Origin of the sequence: Pseudomonas sp. BP11-1-1, from assembly GCF_052112105.1 — a bacterium.
GTDB classification, from domain to species: domain Bacteria; phylum Pseudomonadota; class Gammaproteobacteria; order Pseudomonadales; family Pseudomonadaceae; genus Aquipseudomonas; species Aquipseudomonas alvandae.
This window is the reverse complement of the sequence record NZ_JAUTYU010000011.1, coordinates 130,558-150,838: the sequence shown is the minus strand read 5'-3', so window position 1 is coordinate 150,838 and position 20,281 is coordinate 130,558. Positions and strand designations below refer to the sequence as shown.

Below are 20,281 nucleotides of genomic sequence, written 5' to 3'. Positions count from 1 at the left end.
CCACAGCAAACCCGAAAGTCCAACAGATCAAACAATAAAAAAGACAGAGAGGACTTATGACTTCTACCACCCAACTCAAACCCACACTCGGCACCCTGCATTTATGGGGCATTGCCGTCGGCCTGGTGATTTCCGGCGAATACTTCGGCTGGAGCTACGGCTGGGGCACCGCAGGAACCCTGGGGTTTCTCGTCACCGCCCTGATGGTGGCGTTGATGTACACCTGCTTCATCTTCAGTTTCACCGAACTGACCACCGCAATTCCCCACGCCGGCGGGCCTTTTGCCTACAGCCGACGGGCTTTTGGTGAGAAAGGCGGGTTGATCGCCGGGATCGCCACCCTGATCGAATTCGTCTTCGCGCCGCCGGCCATCGCCATGGCCATCGGCGCCTATCTCAACGTGCAATTTCCCGAGCTCGATCCGAAGCTCGCGGCGGTGGGCGCGTACATCGTGTTCATGACCCTGAACATCCTCGGCGTCAGCATCGCCGCCGCCTTCGAGCTGGTGGTCACCGTGCTGGCGGTCGCCGAGTTGCTGGTGTTCATGGGCGTGGTTGCGCCGGGCTTCAGCTTCAGTAACTTCGTGCTCAACGGCTGGTCGGGTTCCAATGAGTTCACCCTCGCCTCGATCCCGGGCATATTCGCGGCGATCCCCTTCGCCATCTGGTTCTTCCTCGCCATCGAAGGCGCGGCCATGGCCGCCGAAGAAGCCAAGGACCCGAAACGCACGATCCCCCGCGCCTATGTCAGCGGCATCCTGACCCTGGTGTTCCTGGCCATCGGCGTGATGATCATGGCCGGCGGCGTCGGCGACTGGCGCCAGCTGTCGAACATCAACGACCCGCTGCCCCAGGCCATGAAGGCCGTGGTCGGCAACAACTCGACGTGGATGCACATGCTGGTGTGGATCGGCCTGTTCGGCCTGGTGGCGAGTTTCCACGGGATCATCCTCGGCTACTCGCGGCAGTTCTTCGCCCTGGCCCGGGCCGGCTACCTGCCTCGCGGCCTGGCAAAACTCTCGCGTTTCCAGACTCCGCACCGGGCGATCCTGGCCGGCGGCGTCATCGGCATCGCGGCGATCTACAGCGATGGCCTGGTCAACCTGCAGGGCATGAGCCTGACGGCGGCGATGATCACCATGTCGGTGTTCGGCGCCATCGTGATGTACATCATCAGCATGCTCAGCCTGTTCAGGCTGCGTAAGACCGAACCGAACCTGGAACGCACCTTCCGCGCGCCGGGCTACCCGCTCGTGCCGGGCATCGCGCTGTTCCTGGCGGTGGTGTGCCTGGTGGCGATGGCGTGGTTCAACACCCTGATCGGCCTGGTGTTCCTCGGTTTCATGATTGTCGGCTACCTGTATTTCCAACTGACCGCCAAGCAACGCTCCGACGCGCCGGCGGACGCTATGCTCACAGGTATCTGAAGTTGCACCGGCACCGGGCCCGAGGTCCGGTGCCTGCTATTTAAAAGTGCACACCGTCCCCTGTGGGAGCGAGCTTGCTCGCGATAGCTGTGTATCAGTCGACAAGTATTTTTGCTGATACTCCGCTATCGCGAGCAAGCTCGCTCCCACAGGGTTACGGGTTGTATTTGAGTATTTAGAGAACCAGGAGGACACCGCCCATGGCCGCATTCGCCCATTCCGTCGGCGCCCAGACCTACCGCTTCGACAGCCTCAAAGACCTGATGGCCAAGGCCAGCCCGGCGCGCTCCGGGGATTTCCTCGCCGAAGTCGCGGCGCTCAACGATGGTGAGCGCGTGGCCGCGCAAATGGCGTTGGCTGACTTGCCCCTCAGCCATTTCCTGCAAGAAATGCTGATTCCTTACGAGGTCGACGAAGTCACCCGGCTGATCGTCGACACTCACGATAAACAAGCTTTCGCCACCGTCAGTCACCTCACTGTCGGCGGTTTTCGCGATTGGCTGCTCAGCGACGCCGCCGATGAACAGAGCCTGCGGGCGCTGGCCCCGGGCCTGACGCCGGAAATGGTCGCCGCCGTGTCGAAGATCATGCGTGTGCAAGACCTGGTGCTGGTGGCGCAGAAAATCCGCGTGGTCACCAAATTCCGCGGCACCCTCGGCCTGCGCGGACGACTGTCCACCCGCCTGCAACCCAACCACCCCACCGACGAACCTGCCGGGATCGCCGCGAGCATCCTCGACGGCCTGCTCTTCGGCAACGGCGACGCCATGATCGGCATCAATCCGGCCACCGACAGCACCGCCTCGATCTGCGCCATGCTGGAAATGCTCGACGCCATCATCCAGCGCTACGACATTCCCACCCAGGGCTGCGTGCTGACCCACGTCACCACCTCCATCGAAGCGGCGAACCGTGGCGTGCCCCTGGACCTGGTGTTCCAGTCTATCGCCGGCACCGAAGCGGCCAACGCCAGTTTTGGCATCAGCCTGAACATCTTGAAAGAAGGCTACGACGCCGGCCTCAGCCTGAATCGCGGCACCCTCGGCAACAACCTGATGTATTTCGAAACCGGCCAGGGCAGCGCGCTGTCGGCCAACGCCCACCACGGCGTCGATCAACAGACCTGCGAGACCCGGGCCTACGCCGTGGCGCGACATTTCAACCCGTTTTTGGTGAACACGGTTGTAGGCTTCATCGGCCCGGAATACCTCTACAACGGTAAACAAATCATCCGCGCCGGCCTCGAAGACCACTTCTGCGGCAAGTTGCTGGGCGTGCCGATGGGCTGCGACATCTGCTACACCAACCACGCCGAAGCCGACCAGGACGACATGGACACCCTGCTGACCCTGCTGGGCGTGGCCGGGATCAACTTCATCATGGGCATCCCCGGCTCCGACGACATCATGCTCAACTACCAGACCACCTCGTTCCACGACGCCCTCTACGCCCGTCAGACCCTGGGCCTGAAGCCGGCGCCGGAATTCGAAACGTGGTTGGCGAACATGGGCATCTTCACCCAGGCCGATGGCCGGGTGCGGTTCGGCGACAACCTGCCACCGGCGTTTCGCCAGGCCCTTGCGCATTTGGGATAAGCCGCATTTTTATGAGTGAGTTGCCCATGGATAAAAAACCTGTCGATTCGCAAAACCCTTGGCTGAACCTGCGCAACCTCACCCCGGCGCGCATTGCCCTGGGCCGCACCGGCACCAGCCTGCCGACCTCGGCGCAACTGGATTTCCAATTCGCCCACGCCCAGGCGCGCGATGCGGTGCACCTGGCGTTTGATCACCAGGGCATTCGCGCACAACTGACTGAGCGCGGCCGTGAAAGCCTGTTGCTCCACAGTGCCGCAGCCGACCGCCATAGCTATCTACAGCGCCCGGACCTGGGCCGGCGGCTCGATGAGGCATCCGCGCAAATCCTGGACGAGTACGCGGCGGCCCATCCCGGCGGCGTGGATTTGGCTATCGTGGTGGCTGACGGCCTGTCAGCGCTGGCGGTGCATCGCCATACCTTGCCGTTCCTGGCGCGACTGGAAGAACAGATCACCGCCGAAGGCTGGTCCGTTTCGCCGGTGGTCCTGGTGGAACAGGGTCGCGTCGCCGTGGCGGATGAAGTGGCGCAGCGGCTCGGCGCGAAAATGTCGGTGATCCTGATCGGCGAACGCCCCGGCCTCAGCTCCCCCGACAGCCTCGGGCTGTATTTCACCTACAACCCCAAGGTCGGCCTGACCGATGCCTATCGCAACTGCATCTCCAACGTCCGCCTCGAAGGCTTGAGCTACGGGATGGCGGCCCATCGCCTGATCTACCTGATGCGCGAGGCCTGCCGTCGTCAGCTTTCGGGGGTCAATCTGAAGGACGAAGCCCAGGTTCATACCCTAGAGTCGGAAAATCCTGCCGATATGAAAGGTAATTTCCTACTGGCACCGCCCCGCAACTGATCCGTTTATCCGATTGCGTTTTTGATCCGCTTTCAGGCAGCATCAAAAGCACGGCAGCGCGACATTGTTGTCTGAATATCTGTCGACCTTTGCAGACGAGACCTACCATGCGGATTATCCAAGCGACCCTGGAACACCTGGACCTGCTGACCCCATTGTTCGTCAAATACCGGGAATTCTACGGTTCACTGCCCTACCCGGACTCGTCCCGAGCCTTCCTCGAAAAGCGCCTGCGCCGCAAGGAATCGGTCATCTACCTGGCCCTGCCGGATGACGACGACAGCAAATTGCTCGGCTTCTGCCAGCTCTATCCCAGCTTCTCGTCGCTGTCGCTCAAGCGCGTGTGGATCCTCAACGACATCTACGTCGCCGAAGACGCCCGCCGCCAACTCGTCGCCGACAACCTGATCCGCACCGCAAAAAAAATGGCCAAGGAAACCAACGCCGTGCGCATGCGCGTCTCCACCAGCAGCAACAACGAAGTCGCGCAGAAAACCTACGAATCGATCGGCTTCAAGGAAGACACCGAGTTCAAGAACTACGTGCTGCCAATCAGCGAAGGGCTCTGACCCCTGCGGCTAGATGAAGCCTCTGTGGCTGATGAAACCCTTGTGGCTGAGTGAAACCCTCGTGGCGAGGGGATTTATCCCCGCTGGAGCGCGAAGCGGTCCCAAATCAGCCAACTCGTTCAGCCTGACACACCGCGCGCTCAGGTTTTGGGGCTGCTGCGCAGCCCAGCGGGGATGAATCCCCTCGCCACAGGTGCTCGTCTCGCCGCAAGCCATTTGCCCCACCTCGAAATCCCCAGCTACAAACTCCCCCCGCATGCCCCCCGCGCCACCGTATAATGCCGCTCGTCCCAGCTTGTAAGAAAAAGCTACACACCCTGTAGTCATACTCAAAAAGCCAGACCCACCAGCCCGCCGAGCCGGGCCGCCACCAAGGTGCTACACATGGATTTCAACCCCCTCGACCTTATCCTGCATCTCGACGTCTACCTCGACATGCTGGTGACCAACTACGGGACGTGGGTCTACGCCATCCTGTTCCTGGTGATCTTCTGTGAAACCGGCCTGGTGGTCATGCCGTTCCTGCCCGGCGACTCCCTGCTGTTCATCGCCGGCGCCGTCGCCGCCGGTGGCGCCATGGACCCCGTCCTGCTGGGCGGCCTGTTGATGCTCGCGGCCATCCTCGGCGACAGCACCAACTACCTCATCGGCCGCACCGCTGGCGAAAAACTCTTCAGCAACCCCAACTCGAAAATCTTCCGCCGCGACTACCTGCAGCAAACTCACGACTTCTACGACAAACACGGCGGCAAAACCGTGACCCTGGCGCGCTTCCTGCCGATCATCCGCACCTTCGCGCCCTTCGTCGCCGGCGTCGGCAAGATGAACTACCTGCGCTTCCTCGGCTTCAGCGTCCTCGGCACCGTCCTCTGGGTCGGCGGCCTGGTGACCCTCGGCTACTTCTTCGGCAACGTGCCGTTCATCAAGCAAAACCTGTCGCTGCTGGTCGTCGGCATCATCCTGCTGTCGCTGCTGCCGATGATCATCAGCCTGGTGCGCAGCAAAATGAGCCAGCGCGCCTCGAAAGCCGAAACACGCTGATCGCCCATGTGGTCCCTGAGCAACTGGCGCCGCCGACGCACCCTCGCCAAACACCCCATCGCCGAGGACACCTGGCAACGGGTGCGCCAACAATTGAGCTTCCTCGACGGCATCAGCGCCGCCGAGGACCAATGGCTGCGGGAAGCCTGCGTCCTGTTCCTCCACGATAAACACCTCACCGCCCTGCCCGGCGTCGAACTGCACCAGGAACAACGCCTGCTGCTCGCCGCCCAGGCCCAGTTGCCGCTGATGCACCTCGGCGAACTGAACTGGTACCAAGGCTTCCACGAAATCGTCCTCTACCCCGACGACTTCCTCAGCCCCCAGCGCTACCGCGACGCCAGCGGCATCGAACACGAATGGGACGGCGAACACAGCGGCGAAGCCTGGCCCCAAGGCCCGATCATCCTGGCCTGGGACGGCGTCATGGCCAGCGGCGGCTGGGACGGCTACAACCTGGTGATCCACGAACTGGCGCACAAACTCGACATGCTCAACGGCGACGCCAACGGCCTGCCACCGCTGCACGCCGACATGCGCGTCAGCGACTGGGCCGAGGCCATGCAGCAAGCCTTCGACGACCTCGACCGCCAACTCGACCACAACCCCGACGCAGAAACCGCCATCGACCCCTACGCCGCCGAAAACCCGGCCGAATTCTTCGCCGTCACCAGCGAATACTTCTTCAGCGCCCCGGACCTGCTGCACCAGGCCTATCCCAAGGTGTACGAACAGCTCAAGGCGTTCTACCGCCAGGATCCGTTGGCCCGGCTGCGGCAACTTCAGGCCGAAGATCCGGTCTATCAGGCGTCATACCAAGGTCTCTAAGACCTTGGGAACGTGGCATCAGCGGACGAATATGCCTATAATCGCCGCCACTTTTTGGTCAATCCGACCAGTCATCTGGTCAACTAACGGGGGCACCGCCCAATGAGCTACAGCAAGATTCCGGCTGGCAAAGACCTGCCGAACGACATCTACGTCGCGATCGAAATCCCGGCCAACCACGCCCCGATCAAATACGAAATCGACAAAGACAGCGATTGCCTGTTCGTTGACCGTTTCATGGCCACCCCGATGTTCTACCCGGCCAACTACGGTTACATCCCCAACACCCTGGCCGACGACGGCGACCCCCTCGACGTACTCGTCGTGACTCCATACCCAGTGGCCCCGGGCTCGGTCATCCGCGCCCGTCCAGTCGGCATCCTGAACATGACCGACGACGGCGGCGGCGATGCCAAAGTCATCGCAGTGCCACACGACAAACTGTCGCAACTGTACGTCGACGTGAAGGAATACACCGACCTGCCACCGCTGCTGATCCAGCAGATCGAGCACTTCTTCGCGAACTACAAAGACCTCGAAAAAGGCAAGTGGGTCAAGATCGAAGGCTGGGCCGGCGCAGACGCCGCCCGCGAAGCGATCACCAAGTCGGTTGCCGCCTACAAAGGCTGAAATCGAACTTAAAAAGAACCCCGGTTAATACCGGGGTTTTTTATGCGTGCGCCAAAGTTAATACAACTTCGTATTAGCAACGTTTACCTACGTTTATATCGCCAGTTTCGATTCCCGCAAACGGAAAGATCGTCTTATAAATTTGCACGACATGTTTATTGCCCAAACCACAGTCGCCTCTAAACTTCCGTTTATGAAAATACTTTCCAGTGGCGACCGCTTCAGAGCCCTTCTCAGAGAAGCGAACATCCGATCCGCCGACTTCGCGAAGTTATACGGCGTGAAATCCCAACACGTGAACAACTGGTTCAACCGTGGCATCCCGCCCGGGCGCATCCACTCCATCGCCAGCCTGCTGACCGTCAGCCCGGAATGGCTCGCCCGCGGCGAAGGCCCGCAAACCCCATTGGGCCTCGGCCCCGGCACCACCTATGAAGCCGCCGAAAACGACGGCGTCTACAGCGTGGCGGAACCCACGGACATCGAACTGCCTTTCTACAAGGAAGTCCCCATCGCCCCCGGCGAAACCAAAACCCACATCACCGAAATCCCCGACCAATCCATCCGCCTGCCCCGCAGCCACCTCGAATCCCTCGAAATCGACCCCAGCGACGCCATCTGCACCACCATGGTCGGCGACAGCATGGCCGAACGTATAGAAGACGGCTCCACCCTCGCCATCGACCGCGGCCTGACCCAAATCGTCGACGGCCAAATCTACGCCCTCGAACACGACGGCATGCTCCGCATCAAATACCTCCACCGCATCCCCGGCAACCGCCTGCGCCTGCGCAGCCACAACAGCGCTGCGTATCCCGACGAAGTCTTCAGCGCAGAACAGATCGACAAACAACACATCCACGTGATCGGCTGGGTGTTCTGGTGGTCAACCCTCAACAAACAGAGACCGCCGGTGTTCGATTGATGCCACCCAAAACCAGAAACTATGGCAGGGAGCTTTTGTGGCGAGGGGATTTATCCCCGCTGGGCTGCGCAGCAGCCCCCTGCTTTCCCCCTAAATCCCCCCTAACCCAATGATTCCACACCACTTACCACTGGGATTCCAAAGCAAACCCGCGTATCCTCCGCCCCACATTTGCGAGCCCACGCCTCGCACCGACAAGGCAGATCACTTTCTGACCAAGTCCCACAGCCGGCCGCAAGAGCCGGATGTACGTTTTGAAGGCTGGTAAGGTTTGTCAAAAACGAGCTGAATCAGTCAACGAGAAGCCGGCCATAAGCCGGCTTTTTAATGTCTGAAATCTGTACTTACCTTCGCAGCGACGGCATTTAAGCGTAAGCATCCGGGCATCCTGTCTTGCGCCACCCAACCTGAGTCCGTACAACCGAGACTGCTCAGTGCCAAGCTTGGATTGGGATACAATCCCCGGCATTTAATACCATCAGGATCGGCATCCGCTCCTGAGTGCCCACAAGAGATTCCGCAATGCCCCTCACGCTGCAACAACTGGAACGCCATCTATTCAAGGCTGCCGATATTCTGCGCGGCAAGATGGATGCTTCGGAGTTCAAGGAATACATTTTTGGCATGCTGTTCCTCAAGCGCTGCTCCGACGTATTCGAGGAGCGCTATGAGCAGGTCGTTGCCGATCAGATAGATGCTGGCAAGAGTAGATCCGAGGCATGTGCCCTGGCGGAAAATCCGCGCTGGTACAAGCTCCATGGCAATTTCTGGGTGCCCATCCATTCTCGATTCTGGTACGTGCTCAACGAAGCACACATCAATGTCGGCGATCTATTGAACAAGGCGCTGGCCGGCATCGAGGGAAACAATGCGGACTTGGAAGGGGTGCTGGAGCATATCGACTTTACCCGCAAGGTCGGCCAGGGAAAGATTCCCGATCAGAAGCTGCGCCAGCTCATCACCCACTTCGGTGAAGTGCGTCTGCGCAATAGCGACTTCGAGTTCCCCGACCTGCTCGGCGCCGCCTACGAGTACCTGATCGGCGAGTTCGCCGACTCGGCCGGCAAGAAGGGCGGCGAATTTTATACACCGCGTGCGGTGGTACGGTTGATGGTTCACCTGCTCAAGCCACGCCTCGAACACGATATCTATGACCCGTGTTGCGGCTCGGGCGGCATGTTGATTGCTGCCAAGGAATACATTGACGAGCACGGAGAAGACGGTCGCAAGGCCAACCTGTTCGGCCAGGAATTCAACGGTACCGTCTGGTCCATCGCACGGATGAACATGCTGTTGCATGGCATCAGCGGCACCGGGCTGGAGAACGAAGACACCTTGGCCAACCCTCGGCATGTCGAAGGCGGTGAGTTACGCCGCTTCGACCGAATTCTCACCAACCCGCCGTTCTCCATCAACTGGGGCCATACCGAGAAAAGCCCGGATGGCAGCCTGGCCTGGAACCCGACATTCCGCGAGCAGCGTTTCCGCTTCGGCGAAGTGCCGTTGGGCTCGAAAAAAGCCGACCTGATGTTCCTCCAGCACATGCTCGCCGTGACTCGCGACGAGGGCATGATCGCCACCGTACTGCCCCATGGCGTACTGTTCCGGGGCGGAGAGGAACGCGGCATCCGCGCCGGCATTATCGAGAACGACCTGCTCGAGGCCGTGATCGGCCTGCCGGCCAACCTGTTCTATGGCACCGGTATTCCGGCATGCATCCTCATTCTGCGCCAACAAAAGCAGGAAGGCGCCAACCGTGTCAGCGCCAAGCCTGCCGAGCGCCAGGGGAAAGTGCTGTTTATCAACGCCGACCGCGAGTACTTCGAGGGCCGTGCGCAGAACTATTTGCTGCCCGAGCATATCGAGAAGATCACCACCGCCTTTGACGAATTTCGCCGGATCGATGGTCTTAGCGACGTGGTGGATATCGCCACCCTGCGCGACAACGATTACAACCTGAATATCCGTCGCTACGTGGACAACGCACCGCCGCCCGAGCCGCATGATGTGCGTGCCCACCTGCTGGGTGGTGTGCCCAAGGCAGAAGTCGAAGCGAAAGCTCCGCTATTCTCCGCCCACGGCCTCGACCCGCAGGACCTCTTCGTGGCGCGCGACGCACAATATCTCGACTTTCGCAGTGAGCTAACCCGCCGCACCGACCTCAAGCCGGCCATCGAAGGCAACGCAGGCCTGCGGGTCAAGGAAGCCGCCCTCCGTGAGGCCTTCGAGCGCTGGTGGCACGAACACAGCCCACGTATCACCGCACTGGCTGGGAAGCTCGATAACAGCGCCGCGTTGGTCGAGTTGCGCGGCAAATTGCTGGCTAGTTTTAGCCAGACGCTGGAAGGCATTGGCCTGCTAGATCCCTTCCAAGTACGGGGCATCGTCGCCGGCTTCTGGTACCAGAGCAAATACGACTTCCTCGGTCTGATGGCCCGTGGCAGCCGGGGCGTGATCGACGCCTGGCGCACCAGCATCATCACCTCCCTGGAAGACAAGGCCAGCAAGCAAAACCCGCTGGAGCACAAGCTGGTGAAGTTCCTGCTCGGAGATTTTGTAGCCGGGCTGGCCGAGCTGGAAGCGAAAAAGGCAGAACTGGACATCCAGCTTAAAGCCGCATCGCCAACCAAGGGGGAAGATTCCGACGAGGCCGAGAGCGAGGCTGATGCCGACGGCGAGGAAAACTCCATCGACGAAGCCCAGCTCAAAGCCTGGAAGGCAGAGCTGACCAAGGTGAAAACGCAGCTTAAAATCCAGCAGAAAAACTTCGCCAACCACCTAAATCTGGCCGTCGACGGGTTAGGCGAGCAGCAAGCCGCCGAACTGCTGCTGACCATTCTGCACAACGATATGCAGGCCATTGTCGAGCGCTATATCGCCGCGCAACGCAAGCAGATTGTCGCTGCCGTTGAGAACTGGTGGAACAAGTACCGGATGACGCTCAATGAGATCGAACAGAAGCGCGATAAGGCGGCAGAAGCGTTGCAGGGGTTCCTGAAGGGGTTGGGTTATGTCTGAGTGGCCACTGGACTGGCGAGTAAGTTCGCTAGAAGAGCTTGCCAGCCACATCACCAGTGGTGGTACGCCAACATCTGGAAGTCCCCGCTATTACTCTGAGACCGGTGGGCTTCCTTTCGCCAAAACTGAGGACCTGACACGGGCTAAGTCCAAGTTTCTGGATGACTGTGAGCTGTATGTGACAGAGGCGGCACTGCGAGAGTCTGCTGCCAAAAAGTACCCGATTGGAACCATCTTGGTCTCCATGTACGGGACGATTGGACTCACAAAAATCACAGCTTGCGAGCTGGCGGCCAATCAGGCGTTGTGCGCACTGATTCCGCCATTCACTTGCGATAGAGACTACCTCTATCAGCATCTCGACTTTATCAGACCGGACTGGTTGAGGTTTTCTGGGCAGACCACACAGGCGAACATCAACGGTGCCGCTGTGCGAGCCCGAGAGGTTCCTCTTCCGCCCGTGAGTGAACAGCGAGCCATCGCCCAAATCCTCGACACCCTCGACACCGCCATCCGCGAAACCGAGACGCTGATCGACAAGCTCAAGGCCGTCAAACAGGGTCTGCTGCACGACCTGCTGACCCGCGGTATCGACGTCAACGGACAACTGCGCCCACCACAGAGCGAAGCGCCGCAGCTTTACAAGGAGTCGCCGCTGGGCTGGGTTCCCCAAGAGTGGACGGTGGCAGGGCTCGCTTTTGCTGTCCAAAAGGACCGCTCTGTAATCCGAACAGGCCCGTTCGGCTCTTCCCTAAAAGGGGAACATTGGCGTGAAAGCGGACGCCCGGTTGTAACGATTGGATCACTTGGCGATGGGGCTTTCATAGAAAGCGAGCTGCTTTTTATTGATGAAAAGACAGCGGAGCATCTGGTGGACTTTGAGCTGTGTCCTGGAGATATCGCCTTTTCTCGCGTTGCAGATGTTGGCCGATCCGTTGTTATAACCGAGGAGCAACGCGGCTGGATCATGTCGTCTAACTTCATGCGAATTTCAGTCGATAGTGAAAAAGCGCGACCACGACTGCTTCAGCTTCTATTGGCATCCAGCATTCTGGTGCGCAAGCAGATCAGGATGACTGTGAATTCAGCCGGTAGGGATGTGGCTAATAGTGCGGTTCTGATGGCTCTTCGTTTCCCTTGGCCTATGCCTGAGGAGCAAGATCAAATCATTGAAAGAGTTGAGTCCTCTGAAAGAAAGATCGCTATGGAAGAGGCTCAGCATCAGAAGCTACTTGCTGCAAAAAAAGGTCTGATGGACGACCTGCTGACCGGTCGCGTGCGCAGTAACCTGCTGCTGGAGACTGCTGCGCCAATCGTCCACCAGCCTGCAGGACAACCGGGAGCCTGATATGCACCAGTGTCTTCCACCTCGCGAATCCCTCACCGTCGAGTTCAAGAGCGACCGCAGCAAGCTCCCCGACCGCGAATTAATCGAGGCGCTGGTCTGCCTGGCCAACGCCGAGGGCGGCGAGCTATGGCTGGGCGTCGAGGACGACGGCACGCCCACCGGTCTGCATGCCGAGCATCGCCTGCTGGAGGGCCTGACCGGCATGGTCGCAGCGCGCACCTCGCCGTCGCTGCACGTAAAGGCCGAGGCGCTCGACCTGGATGGCGTGACCGTAGCGCGTATCCATGTACCCAAAGCCCAGGGCGAGGTGGCCACCACCAGCGGCGTCTACCTGCGCCGCCGCTTGAAACACGACGGCACTCCCGAATGCGTAGCCATGCTGCCCCATGAGCGCAATAGCCGCGCAAGCAACTTCGGCCTCCTAGATGTCTCCGCCCAGCCAGTAGCCGGCGCCACCCTTTCCGATCTCGACCCGCTGGAGCGTGAACGTCTACGCCAGGCAGTTCAGCAATACGGCGGTGACCGCGTGCTGCTGGAGCTGGACGACGAAGCCCTCGACGGTGCGCTGCTGCTCACCGCGCGCCAGTCCGATGGTTCGCGTGTGCCAACCCTCACCGGCCTGCTCCTGATCGGCCGAGAAACCTCCCTGCGCCAACTGGTGCCCACCCACGAGTTCGCTTTCCAGGTACTGGCCCAGCAGGCAGTGCGCTTCAACGAGTTTCGCCGCTTCCCATTGCTCAAGGCACTGGACTGGCTGGAAACCAACTTCCGTCCCTACAACCCAGAGGAAGAACTGCAGGTCGGCCTGTTCCGCGTGCCAGTGCCCAAGGTTGACCTCGGCGCCTTCCGCGAAGCCGTAGCCAATGCCTTGGTGCATCGCGATTACCACGGCAGAGGCGCGGTGCATGTGCGCCTGGAGGACGATGCCCTGGTGGTCAGCAACCCCGGAGGCTTGGTCGATGGCGTGACCCTGGCCAACCTGCTGGTGACCGAACCGCGCCCGCGCAACCCGGCCCTGGCCGACGCCATGAAGCGTGTCGGCGTGGTCGAACGATCCGGCCGGGGCGTGGACAAGATTTTCCGCGGCTTGCTTAAGTTCGGCCGGCCGGCCCCGGACTACAGTTACACCACCGCCCAAAGCGTAGTGCTGCGCCTGCCCACAGCCGAGGCCGACCTGGACTTCCGCCGACTGGTAGTCGAACACGAGCGCGCCACCCACGCCGAGCTGCCCATCGACAGCCTGATCGCCCTGGCCGCCCTGCGTGAAACTAAGCGCGTCACGGCCGACGAATTGGCCGTACAGATCCAGCGCGACACCGCCAGTGCCAAACGCACCCTGGAAGCCCTGACCGAAGCCGGCTTGGTCGAGGCCCACGGTTCTACCCGAGGGCGCAGCTACACTCTGTCAGCCAGTCTGTACCAGGCCGTGGGCGACAAGGCCGGTTATACCCGCCAGGCAGGCTTCACACCCATTCAACATGAGCAGATGGTGTTGAACTACGTGCAGCAGCATGGGCAGATTCAGCGCGCTGAAGTAATGGATCTTTGTCGGCTCTCGCCTGATCAAGCGGCAAAACTGCTCAAGCGCATGAAAGACAAGGGCACACTGTTACAGCAAGGTGAACGACGCTGGTCGGTCTATAAGCTCGGCTAAAAAATTCTATGAGCCGCTATGAGCCGCTTATGAGCCTGTATGAGCCCATACACGCCTGAACTGGATTAAAGGAGTAACCGTGGGCTGGGAATTGGATGACGTCGAAAAACCCTTTGTGGCTCAGTTACAGGGGCTGAACTGGAAGCATATCGAGGGCAGCCTCGACGACCCGGCCATCACTGGCCGCAGCAGTTTCAGTGAAGTGATTCAGCGGGCCGCGCTGGCCGAGCGCTTGCGTGCCATCAACCTGCGCGACGGTCAGCCCTGGCTAGATGAGCAGCGCGTTGCCGAAGCACTGGCGGCCATTACCCGCGTGGGCGCCGGCAAGCTGATGGAAGCCAACCAGGCAGTCACTGAACTGCTGCTCAAAGGCATCACTGTCGACGGCCTCCAGGGCTGGGAAGGCGGGCGTGGCCAGACCATCCAGTACATCGACTGGGCCACCCCGGCCAATAACCACTTCAGCGTGATCAACCAGTTCCGAGTGGATTGCCCACCGGGGTACAGCAGCGGCAAGAAATTTATCGTCCCGGATCTGGTGTTGCTGGTGAACGGCATCCCGCTGGTAGTGGTGGAATGCAAGAGCCCCTCCATTCCAGAACCGCTGGCCGAAGCTGTCGATCAATTGCGCCGCTACAGCAACCAGCGCAAGGCAGCCTTCGAAGTCGAGGACAACGAGGGCAACGAAACACTGTTCGCTAGCGTGCAGCTGCTGGTCGCCAGTAGCTACGACGAAGCACGAGTGGGCTGCATTGGGGCCGGCTTCGGGCATTTCTCCCAATGGAAAACCGTGGTTGGCCCGGAAGGTAGCGGCAGCGAGCAGTCAGTAGCCGAGCAGCTAGGCAAAGCCAAACTGTCCGAGCAGGAGCGCCTGGTGGCAGGCATGCTGACGCCGGCCCACCTGCTCGATCTGATCCGGCATTTCATGCTGTTCATGCAGGTTGGCGGGCAGACCATCAAGACGGTCTGCCGCTACCAGCAGTACCGCGCGGTGAACCGCACGGTGATCCGCATGAAACGCGGGCAGACGCGCCTTGAGCATGGCGAGAGCGACCAGCGCGGCGGCATCGTTTGGCACACCCAGGGTTCGGGCAAGAGCCTGACCATGGTATTTCTGGTGCGCAAGATGCGCACGGACACACAGCTGCGCCGCTTCAAAATCATCGTGGTCACTGACCGTAAAGACCTTCAAAGCCAGCTCGCCGCCACCGCCACGCTGAGCGGTGAACTGCCGGAGGTGGCCTCCAATATCGAGGGTGTTAAAGCCTTGGCACGTCGCCAGGGCCCCGGTCTGGTATTCGCCACCATCCAAAAGTATCGCAATCCCGAACAGGAGGAGGATGGGGAGGCGCTGATCCCTGCGCAAGCTACGACATCCCTCAAAGCCGCCGAAAAGCGCGCGCCCTATCTGGTAAGCAAACCATTCGAGGTGCTCAACCACGACGAAAGCATTCTGGTATTGATCGATGAGGCGCACCGCACCCAGGCCGGCGATCTGCAGGCAAACCTGCTGGCGGGCCTGCCCAACTGCGTGCGCATCGGCTTTACCGGTACACCGATCATCATGGGCGATAAGAAACGCACCCACGAAATTTTCGGCGCGTTCATCGACAAATACACCATCAAGGAAGCCGAGGCAGATGGCGCTACAGTGCCGGTGCTTTACGAAGGACGCACTGCCCAGGGCGCATTAAAAGATGGAGCGAGCCTGGATGAACTGTTCGAGGATTTGTTCCGCGAGCACAGTCAGGACGAGCTGGAGCTGATCAAGAAAAAATACGCCACCAAAGGCCATATCTTTGATGCCCCCGCGCTGATCGCTGATAAGGCGCGTGACATCCTCAGACATTACGTCACCAATATCCTGCCCAATGGCTACAAGGCACAGGTTGTAGCCTATAGCCGGATTGCGGCAATCCGCTATTTCCAGGCGCTGCAGGCCGCCCGCGATCAGTTGCTGGCCGAGGCCGAAGCGTTGCCAGCAGCCGACAAAGACCTCGACGATGAAGCACTGTGTCAGCGTCCACCTAAGCTGCAGGCGCGCGTGCAGGCGTGGCGCTATCGCGACAGGCTACGCTGCCTGGAGTTCGCACCGATTATTTCAGGCACAAACAACGATCCGGCCGAGTGGAAAACCTGGACGGAGGGCAGCAAGCACGAACTGCTAATCCAGCGTTTCAAGAAGCCCCTGAATCATGAGCAGCCAGGCAAGGCCGACCCGTTGGCTTTCCTGATCGTTAAATCTATGTTGCTCACCGGCTTTGACGCCCCCATCGAAGGGGTCATGTACCTTGACCGGCCAATCAAGGAAGCCGAGCTGCTGCAAGCCATTGCACGGGTCAACCGTACTGGTTTCGGCAAACGCTGCGGCATCGTGGTCGACTACTACGGGGTCGCCAACCACCTGCGCGAAGCGCTGGCAGCCTATGCCGACGAGGATATCGAAGGTGCACTGAGCAGCATCAAGGACGAGGTGCCGGTGCTGCGCGATCGTCATCTTCGCGTGGTGGATGTGCTGCGTCGCCAGGGCATCGAGTCGCTGGAAGATGCCGAAGCCTGCATTGCCGCACTGGAATCGGAAAAGGTGCGCGCCGAATTTGCGGTAAAGCTCAAAGCGTTCCTCGACTCATTGGACACCGTACTGCCACGCCCCGAGGGTCTCCCCTTCGTCAAGGATGCCAAGCGCCTAGCCTATATCCATGCACGTGCGCGCGGGCGTTACAAGGACCTGCCGCAACTGGGCAAGGATGTCGGCGCCAAGGTGCGCAAGCTGATCGACGATCATGTTATTTCGCTGGGTATCGACCCGAAGATTCCGCCAATCCAGCTCACCGATGCAGACTTCGAGAAGCAGTTGTCGCGTAGCGTCAACGACCGCGCCAAGGCCTCAGAGATGGAGCACGCCATTCGCTCGCATGTACGCAAGCATACTGATGAAGATCCGGTGCTTTATCGCAAGCTATCCGAACGCCTGAACGAGCTGCTCAAGTCGCTGGGCGAGCAGTGGGATCAGTTGGTTGAGCAGATGCAGAAGATCATCAACGAGCTGCGCAGCGGTCAAATGAGCGATGACTACAGCCCCCTGGACTTGCCCGAGCACTATGCCCCCTTCCTGCGCACCCTGCTGGATGTGGTGTGTGCCGACGCCAATCCAAAGCCCGCCGAGCTGCTGCGTTTGAAGGATGTGACAGTGGAACTGGTCGATCTGTTGGTGGGCGAACTCCAAAGCCACCGCGATATCTGGAGCCCGCGCAAGCGAGCGGCACAGGAAGAGCTGGCTGGGCAGCTATTCGATTATCTGATGCGACTGCGTCCGCCCTTGGTGGATAGCGATACGGCGGGGGTGCTGTCTGACCGCCTGATGGATCAAGCGAGAGCCAGCCATGATCGGTTGATGCAGCTGTGAACAATCAAACCCTCACCGTAAACGATCTGCAATTGACGCTACGCCGCAGCGCGCGGCGCAAGACGCTACAGATCACTGTCGAGCGCGACGGCGCACTTATCCTTTCTGCCCCGCCAGAGGTTGAGGAGCACGCGCTGCGGCAATTCGTAGCGGAAAAGAGCTTCTGGATTTACTCGCGGCTTGCCGAAAAGGAACGCCTGCAGCGCTCAATCCCCACCAAGGAATACGTCGACGGAGAGGGGTTTCTGTATTTGGGTCGAAGTTATCGCCTCAAACTGGTTGATGAGCAGGATGTGCCACTGAAACTTTCTGCCGGTCGCTTCCGCCTGCTGCGTAGCGAACTGCCACGAGCCCGCGAACATTTTATCCGTTGGTACAGCGAACATGCTCGCAGCTGGCTGGCCTTACGCGTCAAGAACCACCAAGCCCGCATGGACCTGATCCCCAGCGGTGTGCGTGTGCAGGATCTGGGCTATCGCTGGGGCTCCTGTGGCAAAGGCGCACAGCTCTACTTTCACTGGAAAACAATCCTGCTGCCCAAGCCCATTGCGGAATATGTGGTGGTGCATGAGATGGTGCACTTGCAAGAGCCACATCACACCCCAGAATTTTGGCTCCGCCTGGAGCGCGTCATGCCTGACTACGCACAGCGCAAGACATGGTTGGCAGAACATGGGATCGAAGTAGAAGGAGTCTGAAGCTCTTCTCTTGCTCGTGACCTTTCGAACTCCAGGCTTAAGGTCGATCGCGCCACCACAAAGCGGTTGGGGAACACACCTTGCGCAGATCAGGCAGGTATCCACTGATATTGCAGATGCTCGATATCAGTAAATCTCCGGCCCAGCCACCCCAGTCACTATTTAGGCTGAAGGTCTGGCGCACGACAACCAGGATTCGCACCTGCTTTAATAGGCCTCGGCAACTGAACAGGAAGTTACTCATGCCCATCCCGGACTTTCAGAGCGTCATGCGACCGATACTGGCCACTGTCGCCGACAATACTCCGCTAGCCCTAAGCGAACTTCGCGAGCGCATCGCCAACGAGTTTCAGCTCAGCGAGGAGGAACGCAGCGAACGCCTGCCTTCCGGCAAGCAAACAGTCATTAACAATCGAGTCGGTTGGGCGCGGACCTATCTGAATAAGGCGGGGCTGCTGAGCATTCCGGCAAAGGGGCTGGTGCAAATCACCGATCGCGGTCGAGAGGCGCTGAACAGCGGGCCGGCACGTATTACCGTTAGGTGGCTCAAGCAATACCCTGAATTCGCCGCGTTCCATACGACCAGTCCCGCCGATGACCCAGCGTTAGCTCTGCAGAGCGAACCGGTCGAACAGGCGACTCCCGACGAGCAGTTGGCCGCAGCACACCAGGCGCTGACACAATCGTTGGCGGATGAACTGCTGGCCCTGGTGCGTGCAGCTTCACCCACTTTTTTCGAGCAACTGGTGGTCGATCTGATGATCGCCATGGGCTACGGTGGCTCACGCAAGGAAGCAGGTCGAGCAACGCAGCAAACCAACGACGACGGCATCGACGGCATCATCAAGGAAGACAAGCTCGGCCTGGACGTCATCTACCTGCAAGCCAAGCGTTGGACCAACACCGTACACCGCCCGGAAATCGACAAGTTCATCGGCGCCCTCACCCGCCAACGCGCCCGTAAGGGTGTGTTCATTACCACTTCGGACTTTTCCAACGGGGCCCGCGAGGCCGCCATGAGTCTGGATATCAAAGTGGTGTTGATCGACGGGTTGGAGCTGGCACAACTGATGGTAGAGAATAATTTGGGTTGCAATGTGAAGCAGATCTACGAGGTCAAGCAGCTGGATAGCGATTACTTTGTAGAATACTGACCGGCACCTCAAGCCCCGACAATAAAGTCCGATACCTCTTGGTAAATTCGACATATTTGTCGGGTGCGCCCTTCCGAACGAGACGGCATATGCGTGATCAAGATCTGTTGCAGGACTTCTCCACTTTGTTCGCCTACAGCTGGTATCGAGACTTCCCCATGGATGGTTATAGCCGTGACATCGGCTCGCTCTCAGATTGGAACGTCCATACCGGATACACTGTGCGACGCGTCGCAGATCTAATGGGTTATTTCGCACACTTCGAGTCTGGCAATCGTACTGACGCGGTGATACGCGACACCCAGCGAGGCCCCATTGTTTTCGCCGAATGGGAATGGCAAAGTCCCTACGAGAACAGGATCAACGAACCCGAAAAGCTCTCCAATGCGGCCCTCAAGGAGCGACCATTGTTCTGCTTCCTGTTCAGCTATGCGCCGGTAGGAACAATTGAACGGCAGTTGGGGTATATCGCCAGCAAATGGCGCGCTGACGTGCCGCTGCTGGTATCACTTGTGGAGTTCGAAGGCAGCTCTACTCGGATCTTTAAAGACATGTTCATGTATCGTTTAAACGGTGGAATATGGCATCTGTTGCGTGAGCAGCAGGCATTAGCGTGGAATGTAGAAGGTACGCGCTGGTCATAAAAAAGGTCTTGCCATGCAAGACCTTTTTCCTGGGGCAGCGACTCCCCCTTATTACCTCACCTAAACAATATCCAAAGCCCGATTCGCCAGCAGCTCACTCACCTCAATCACCTGCAAGATCCCCATCGCAACACGCCGTCGCGATCCATCCAGATCAAACGCCAAATCACTGATCATGGCATTCGCCGAAGCCAGGTTTTCGCTGAGGCTGGCAAGCAGACACTCCGAATCAACATCCGGTGCGATACGGAAGATGCTGTTGGGATTGTCAGACGTTTCTTTCTTCGGAGTAGGCTTCAGATAAAAATCCAATGCCCGGTTGGCAGCATCATCAAGCTTCTTGTTACGAGCAGTCTGAGCGCGCGACACATGCTCATCTGTAGCAGGCGGGTTCGGTGTAATTTTAGCCATGGTAAAGCTCCTAGAGTCTGTTGGAGCTACCACCATTCGCTGCGAAACGAAGTTGGGGTGGCAGCTGTACGCGGGTTCGCAG

16 protein-coding genes are annotated in these 20,281 nt (G+C 59.5%); 15 read left to right on the top strand and 1 reads right to left on the bottom strand.

All coding sequences use genetic code 11. The features are described from left to right. The first annotated feature begins 56 nt into the window (after positions 1-56). The 15 genes from eat to Q7C33_RS20490 all read left to right on the top strand — a co-directional run bounded on the left by eat (position 57) and on the right by Q7C33_RS20490 (position 19,788). Entirely contained in the window at positions 57-1,427 is a 1,371-nt protein-coding gene (gene eat, locus Q7C33_RS20560; protein ID WP_249873206.1) for an ethanolamine permease, read from the top strand. A 200-nt stretch (positions 1,428-1,627) separates the two neighbouring features. After that, complete coding sequence (locus Q7C33_RS20555; RefSeq protein ID WP_407684063.1) at positions 1,628-3,022, top strand: ethanolamine ammonia-lyase subunit EutB; 1,395 nt, start codon at positions 1,628-1,630, stop codon at positions 3,020-3,022. Positions 3,023-3,048: 26 nt separating this feature from the next. Further along, on the top strand, positions 3,049-3,873 hold the full coding sequence (gene eutC / locus Q7C33_RS20550; RefSeq protein ID WP_407684062.1) for an ethanolamine ammonia-lyase subunit EutC: 825 nt from the start codon (positions 3,049-3,051) through the stop codon (positions 3,871-3,873). A gap of 107 nt (positions 3,874-3,980) precedes the next feature. Next, on the top strand, positions 3,981-4,442 hold the full coding sequence (locus Q7C33_RS20545; RefSeq protein ID WP_030140398.1) for a GNAT family N-acetyltransferase: 462 nt from the start codon (positions 3,981-3,983) through the stop codon (positions 4,440-4,442). Between the two features lie 384 nt (positions 4,443-4,826). Next, positions 4,827-5,483: a DedA family protein gene (locus Q7C33_RS20540; protein ID WP_407684061.1), complete on the top strand. Its 657-nt coding sequence runs from the start codon at positions 4,827-4,829 to the stop codon at positions 5,481-5,483. A gap of 6 nt (positions 5,484-5,489) precedes the next feature. Next, positions 5,490-6,311 carry a zinc-dependent peptidase gene (locus Q7C33_RS20535; protein ID WP_334598375.1) on the top strand — a complete coding sequence of 274 codons (822 nt, stop codon included), beginning with the start codon at positions 5,490-5,492 and terminating at the stop codon, positions 6,309-6,311. A 102-nt stretch (positions 6,312-6,413) separates the two neighbouring features. Beyond that, the gene (gene ppa / locus Q7C33_RS20530) at positions 6,414-6,941 is read left to right on the top strand and encodes an inorganic diphosphatase (RefSeq protein WP_003205933.1); all 528 of its coding nucleotides are present in this window, start codon (positions 6,414-6,416) and stop codon (positions 6,939-6,941) included. 193 nt (positions 6,942-7,134) lie between these two features. Continuing rightward, positions 7,135-7,866: a LexA family transcriptional regulator gene (locus Q7C33_RS20525; RefSeq protein ID WP_030140401.1), complete on the top strand. Its 732-nt coding sequence runs from the start codon at positions 7,135-7,137 to the stop codon at positions 7,864-7,866. A gap of 522 nt (positions 7,867-8,388) precedes the next feature. Further along, positions 8,389-10,884 (top strand): N-6 DNA methylase, encoded by a 2,496-nt coding sequence (locus Q7C33_RS20520; protein ID WP_407684060.1) that lies wholly within the window; start codon positions 8,389-8,391, stop codon positions 10,882-10,884. Next, entirely contained in the window at positions 10,877-12,232 is a 1,356-nt protein-coding gene (locus tag Q7C33_RS20515; protein ID WP_407684059.1) for a restriction endonuclease subunit S, read from the top strand. The genes Q7C33_RS20520 and Q7C33_RS20515 overlap by 8 nt, the downstream gene beginning before the upstream one ends. Before the next feature lies 1 nt (position 12,233). Further along, entirely contained in the window at positions 12,234-13,886 is a 1,653-nt protein-coding gene (locus tag Q7C33_RS20510) for an ATP-binding protein (RefSeq protein ID WP_407684058.1), read from the top strand. 79 nt (positions 13,887-13,965) lie between these two features. Next, positions 13,966-17,292 (top strand): type I restriction endonuclease subunit R, encoded by a 3,327-nt coding sequence (locus Q7C33_RS20505; RefSeq protein WP_407684057.1) that lies wholly within the window; start codon positions 13,966-13,968, stop codon positions 17,290-17,292. Further along, positions 17,289-17,990, top strand: coding sequence for a M48 family metallopeptidase (locus tag Q7C33_RS20500; RefSeq protein WP_407684056.1), 702 nt, complete (start codon positions 17,289-17,291; stop codon positions 17,988-17,990). Before Q7C33_RS20505 ends, Q7C33_RS20500 begins: the two co-directional genes overlap by 4 nt. A 242-nt stretch (positions 17,991-18,232) precedes the next feature. After that, entirely contained in the window at positions 18,233-19,144 is a 912-nt protein-coding gene (locus tag Q7C33_RS20495) for a restriction endonuclease (protein ID WP_407684055.1), read from the top strand. A gap of 89 nt (positions 19,145-19,233) precedes the next feature. Next, positions 19,234-19,788 (top strand): hypothetical protein, encoded by a 555-nt coding sequence (locus tag Q7C33_RS20490; protein WP_407684054.1) that lies wholly within the window; start codon positions 19,234-19,236, stop codon positions 19,786-19,788. A 60-nt stretch (positions 19,789-19,848) separates the two neighbouring features. On the opposite strand, the gene Q7C33_RS20485 is transcribed toward Q7C33_RS20490, so the two are convergent. Continuing rightward, positions 19,849-20,199, bottom strand: a complete 351-nt coding sequence (locus tag Q7C33_RS20485; RefSeq protein WP_407684053.1) for a DUF6124 family protein — start codon at positions 20,197-20,199, stop codon at positions 19,849-19,851. Between the last annotated feature and the right edge of the window lie 82 nt (positions 20,200-20,281).

What these genes read in the sequence shown, in the direction of transcription:
- eat (WP_249873206.1), top strand. Translation starts at nt 57, where the DNA reads ATGACTTCTACCACCCAACTCAAACCCACACTCGGCACCCTGCATTTA.
- Q7C33_RS20555 (WP_407684063.1), top strand. Translation starts at nt 1,628, where the DNA reads ATGGCCGCATTCGCCCATTCCGTCGGCGCCCAGACCTACCGCTTCGAC.
- eutC (WP_407684062.1), top strand. Translation starts at nt 3,049, where the DNA reads ATGGATAAAAAACCTGTCGATTCGCAAAACCCTTGGCTGAACCTGCGC.
- Q7C33_RS20545 (WP_030140398.1), top strand. Translation starts at nt 3,981, where the DNA reads ATGCGGATTATCCAAGCGACCCTGGAACACCTGGACCTGCTGACCCCA.
- Q7C33_RS20540 (WP_407684061.1), top strand. Translation starts at nt 4,827, where the DNA reads ATGGATTTCAACCCCCTCGACCTTATCCTGCATCTCGACGTCTACCTC.
- Q7C33_RS20535 (WP_334598375.1), top strand. Translation starts at nt 5,490, where the DNA reads ATGTGGTCCCTGAGCAACTGGCGCCGCCGACGCACCCTCGCCAAACAC.
- ppa (WP_003205933.1), top strand. Translation starts at nt 6,414, where the DNA reads ATGAGCTACAGCAAGATTCCGGCTGGCAAAGACCTGCCGAACGACATC.
- Q7C33_RS20525 (WP_030140401.1), top strand. Translation starts at nt 7,135, where the DNA reads ATGAAAATACTTTCCAGTGGCGACCGCTTCAGAGCCCTTCTCAGAGAA.
- Q7C33_RS20520 (WP_407684060.1), top strand. Translation starts at nt 8,389, where the DNA reads ATGCCCCTCACGCTGCAACAACTGGAACGCCATCTATTCAAGGCTGCC.
- Q7C33_RS20515 (WP_407684059.1), top strand. Translation starts at nt 10,877, where the DNA reads ATGTCTGAGTGGCCACTGGACTGGCGAGTAAGTTCGCTAGAAGAGCTT.
- Q7C33_RS20510 (WP_407684058.1), top strand. Translation starts at nt 12,234, where the DNA reads ATGCACCAGTGTCTTCCACCTCGCGAATCCCTCACCGTCGAGTTCAAG.
- Q7C33_RS20495 (WP_407684055.1), top strand. Translation starts at nt 18,233, where the DNA reads ATGCCCATCCCGGACTTTCAGAGCGTCATGCGACCGATACTGGCCACT.
- Q7C33_RS20490 (WP_407684054.1), top strand. Translation starts at nt 19,234, where the DNA reads ATGCGTGATCAAGATCTGTTGCAGGACTTCTCCACTTTGTTCGCCTAC.
- Q7C33_RS20485 (WP_407684053.1), bottom strand. Translation starts at nt 20,199, where the DNA reads ATGGCTAAAATTACACCGAACCCGCCTGCTACAGATGAGCATGTGTCG.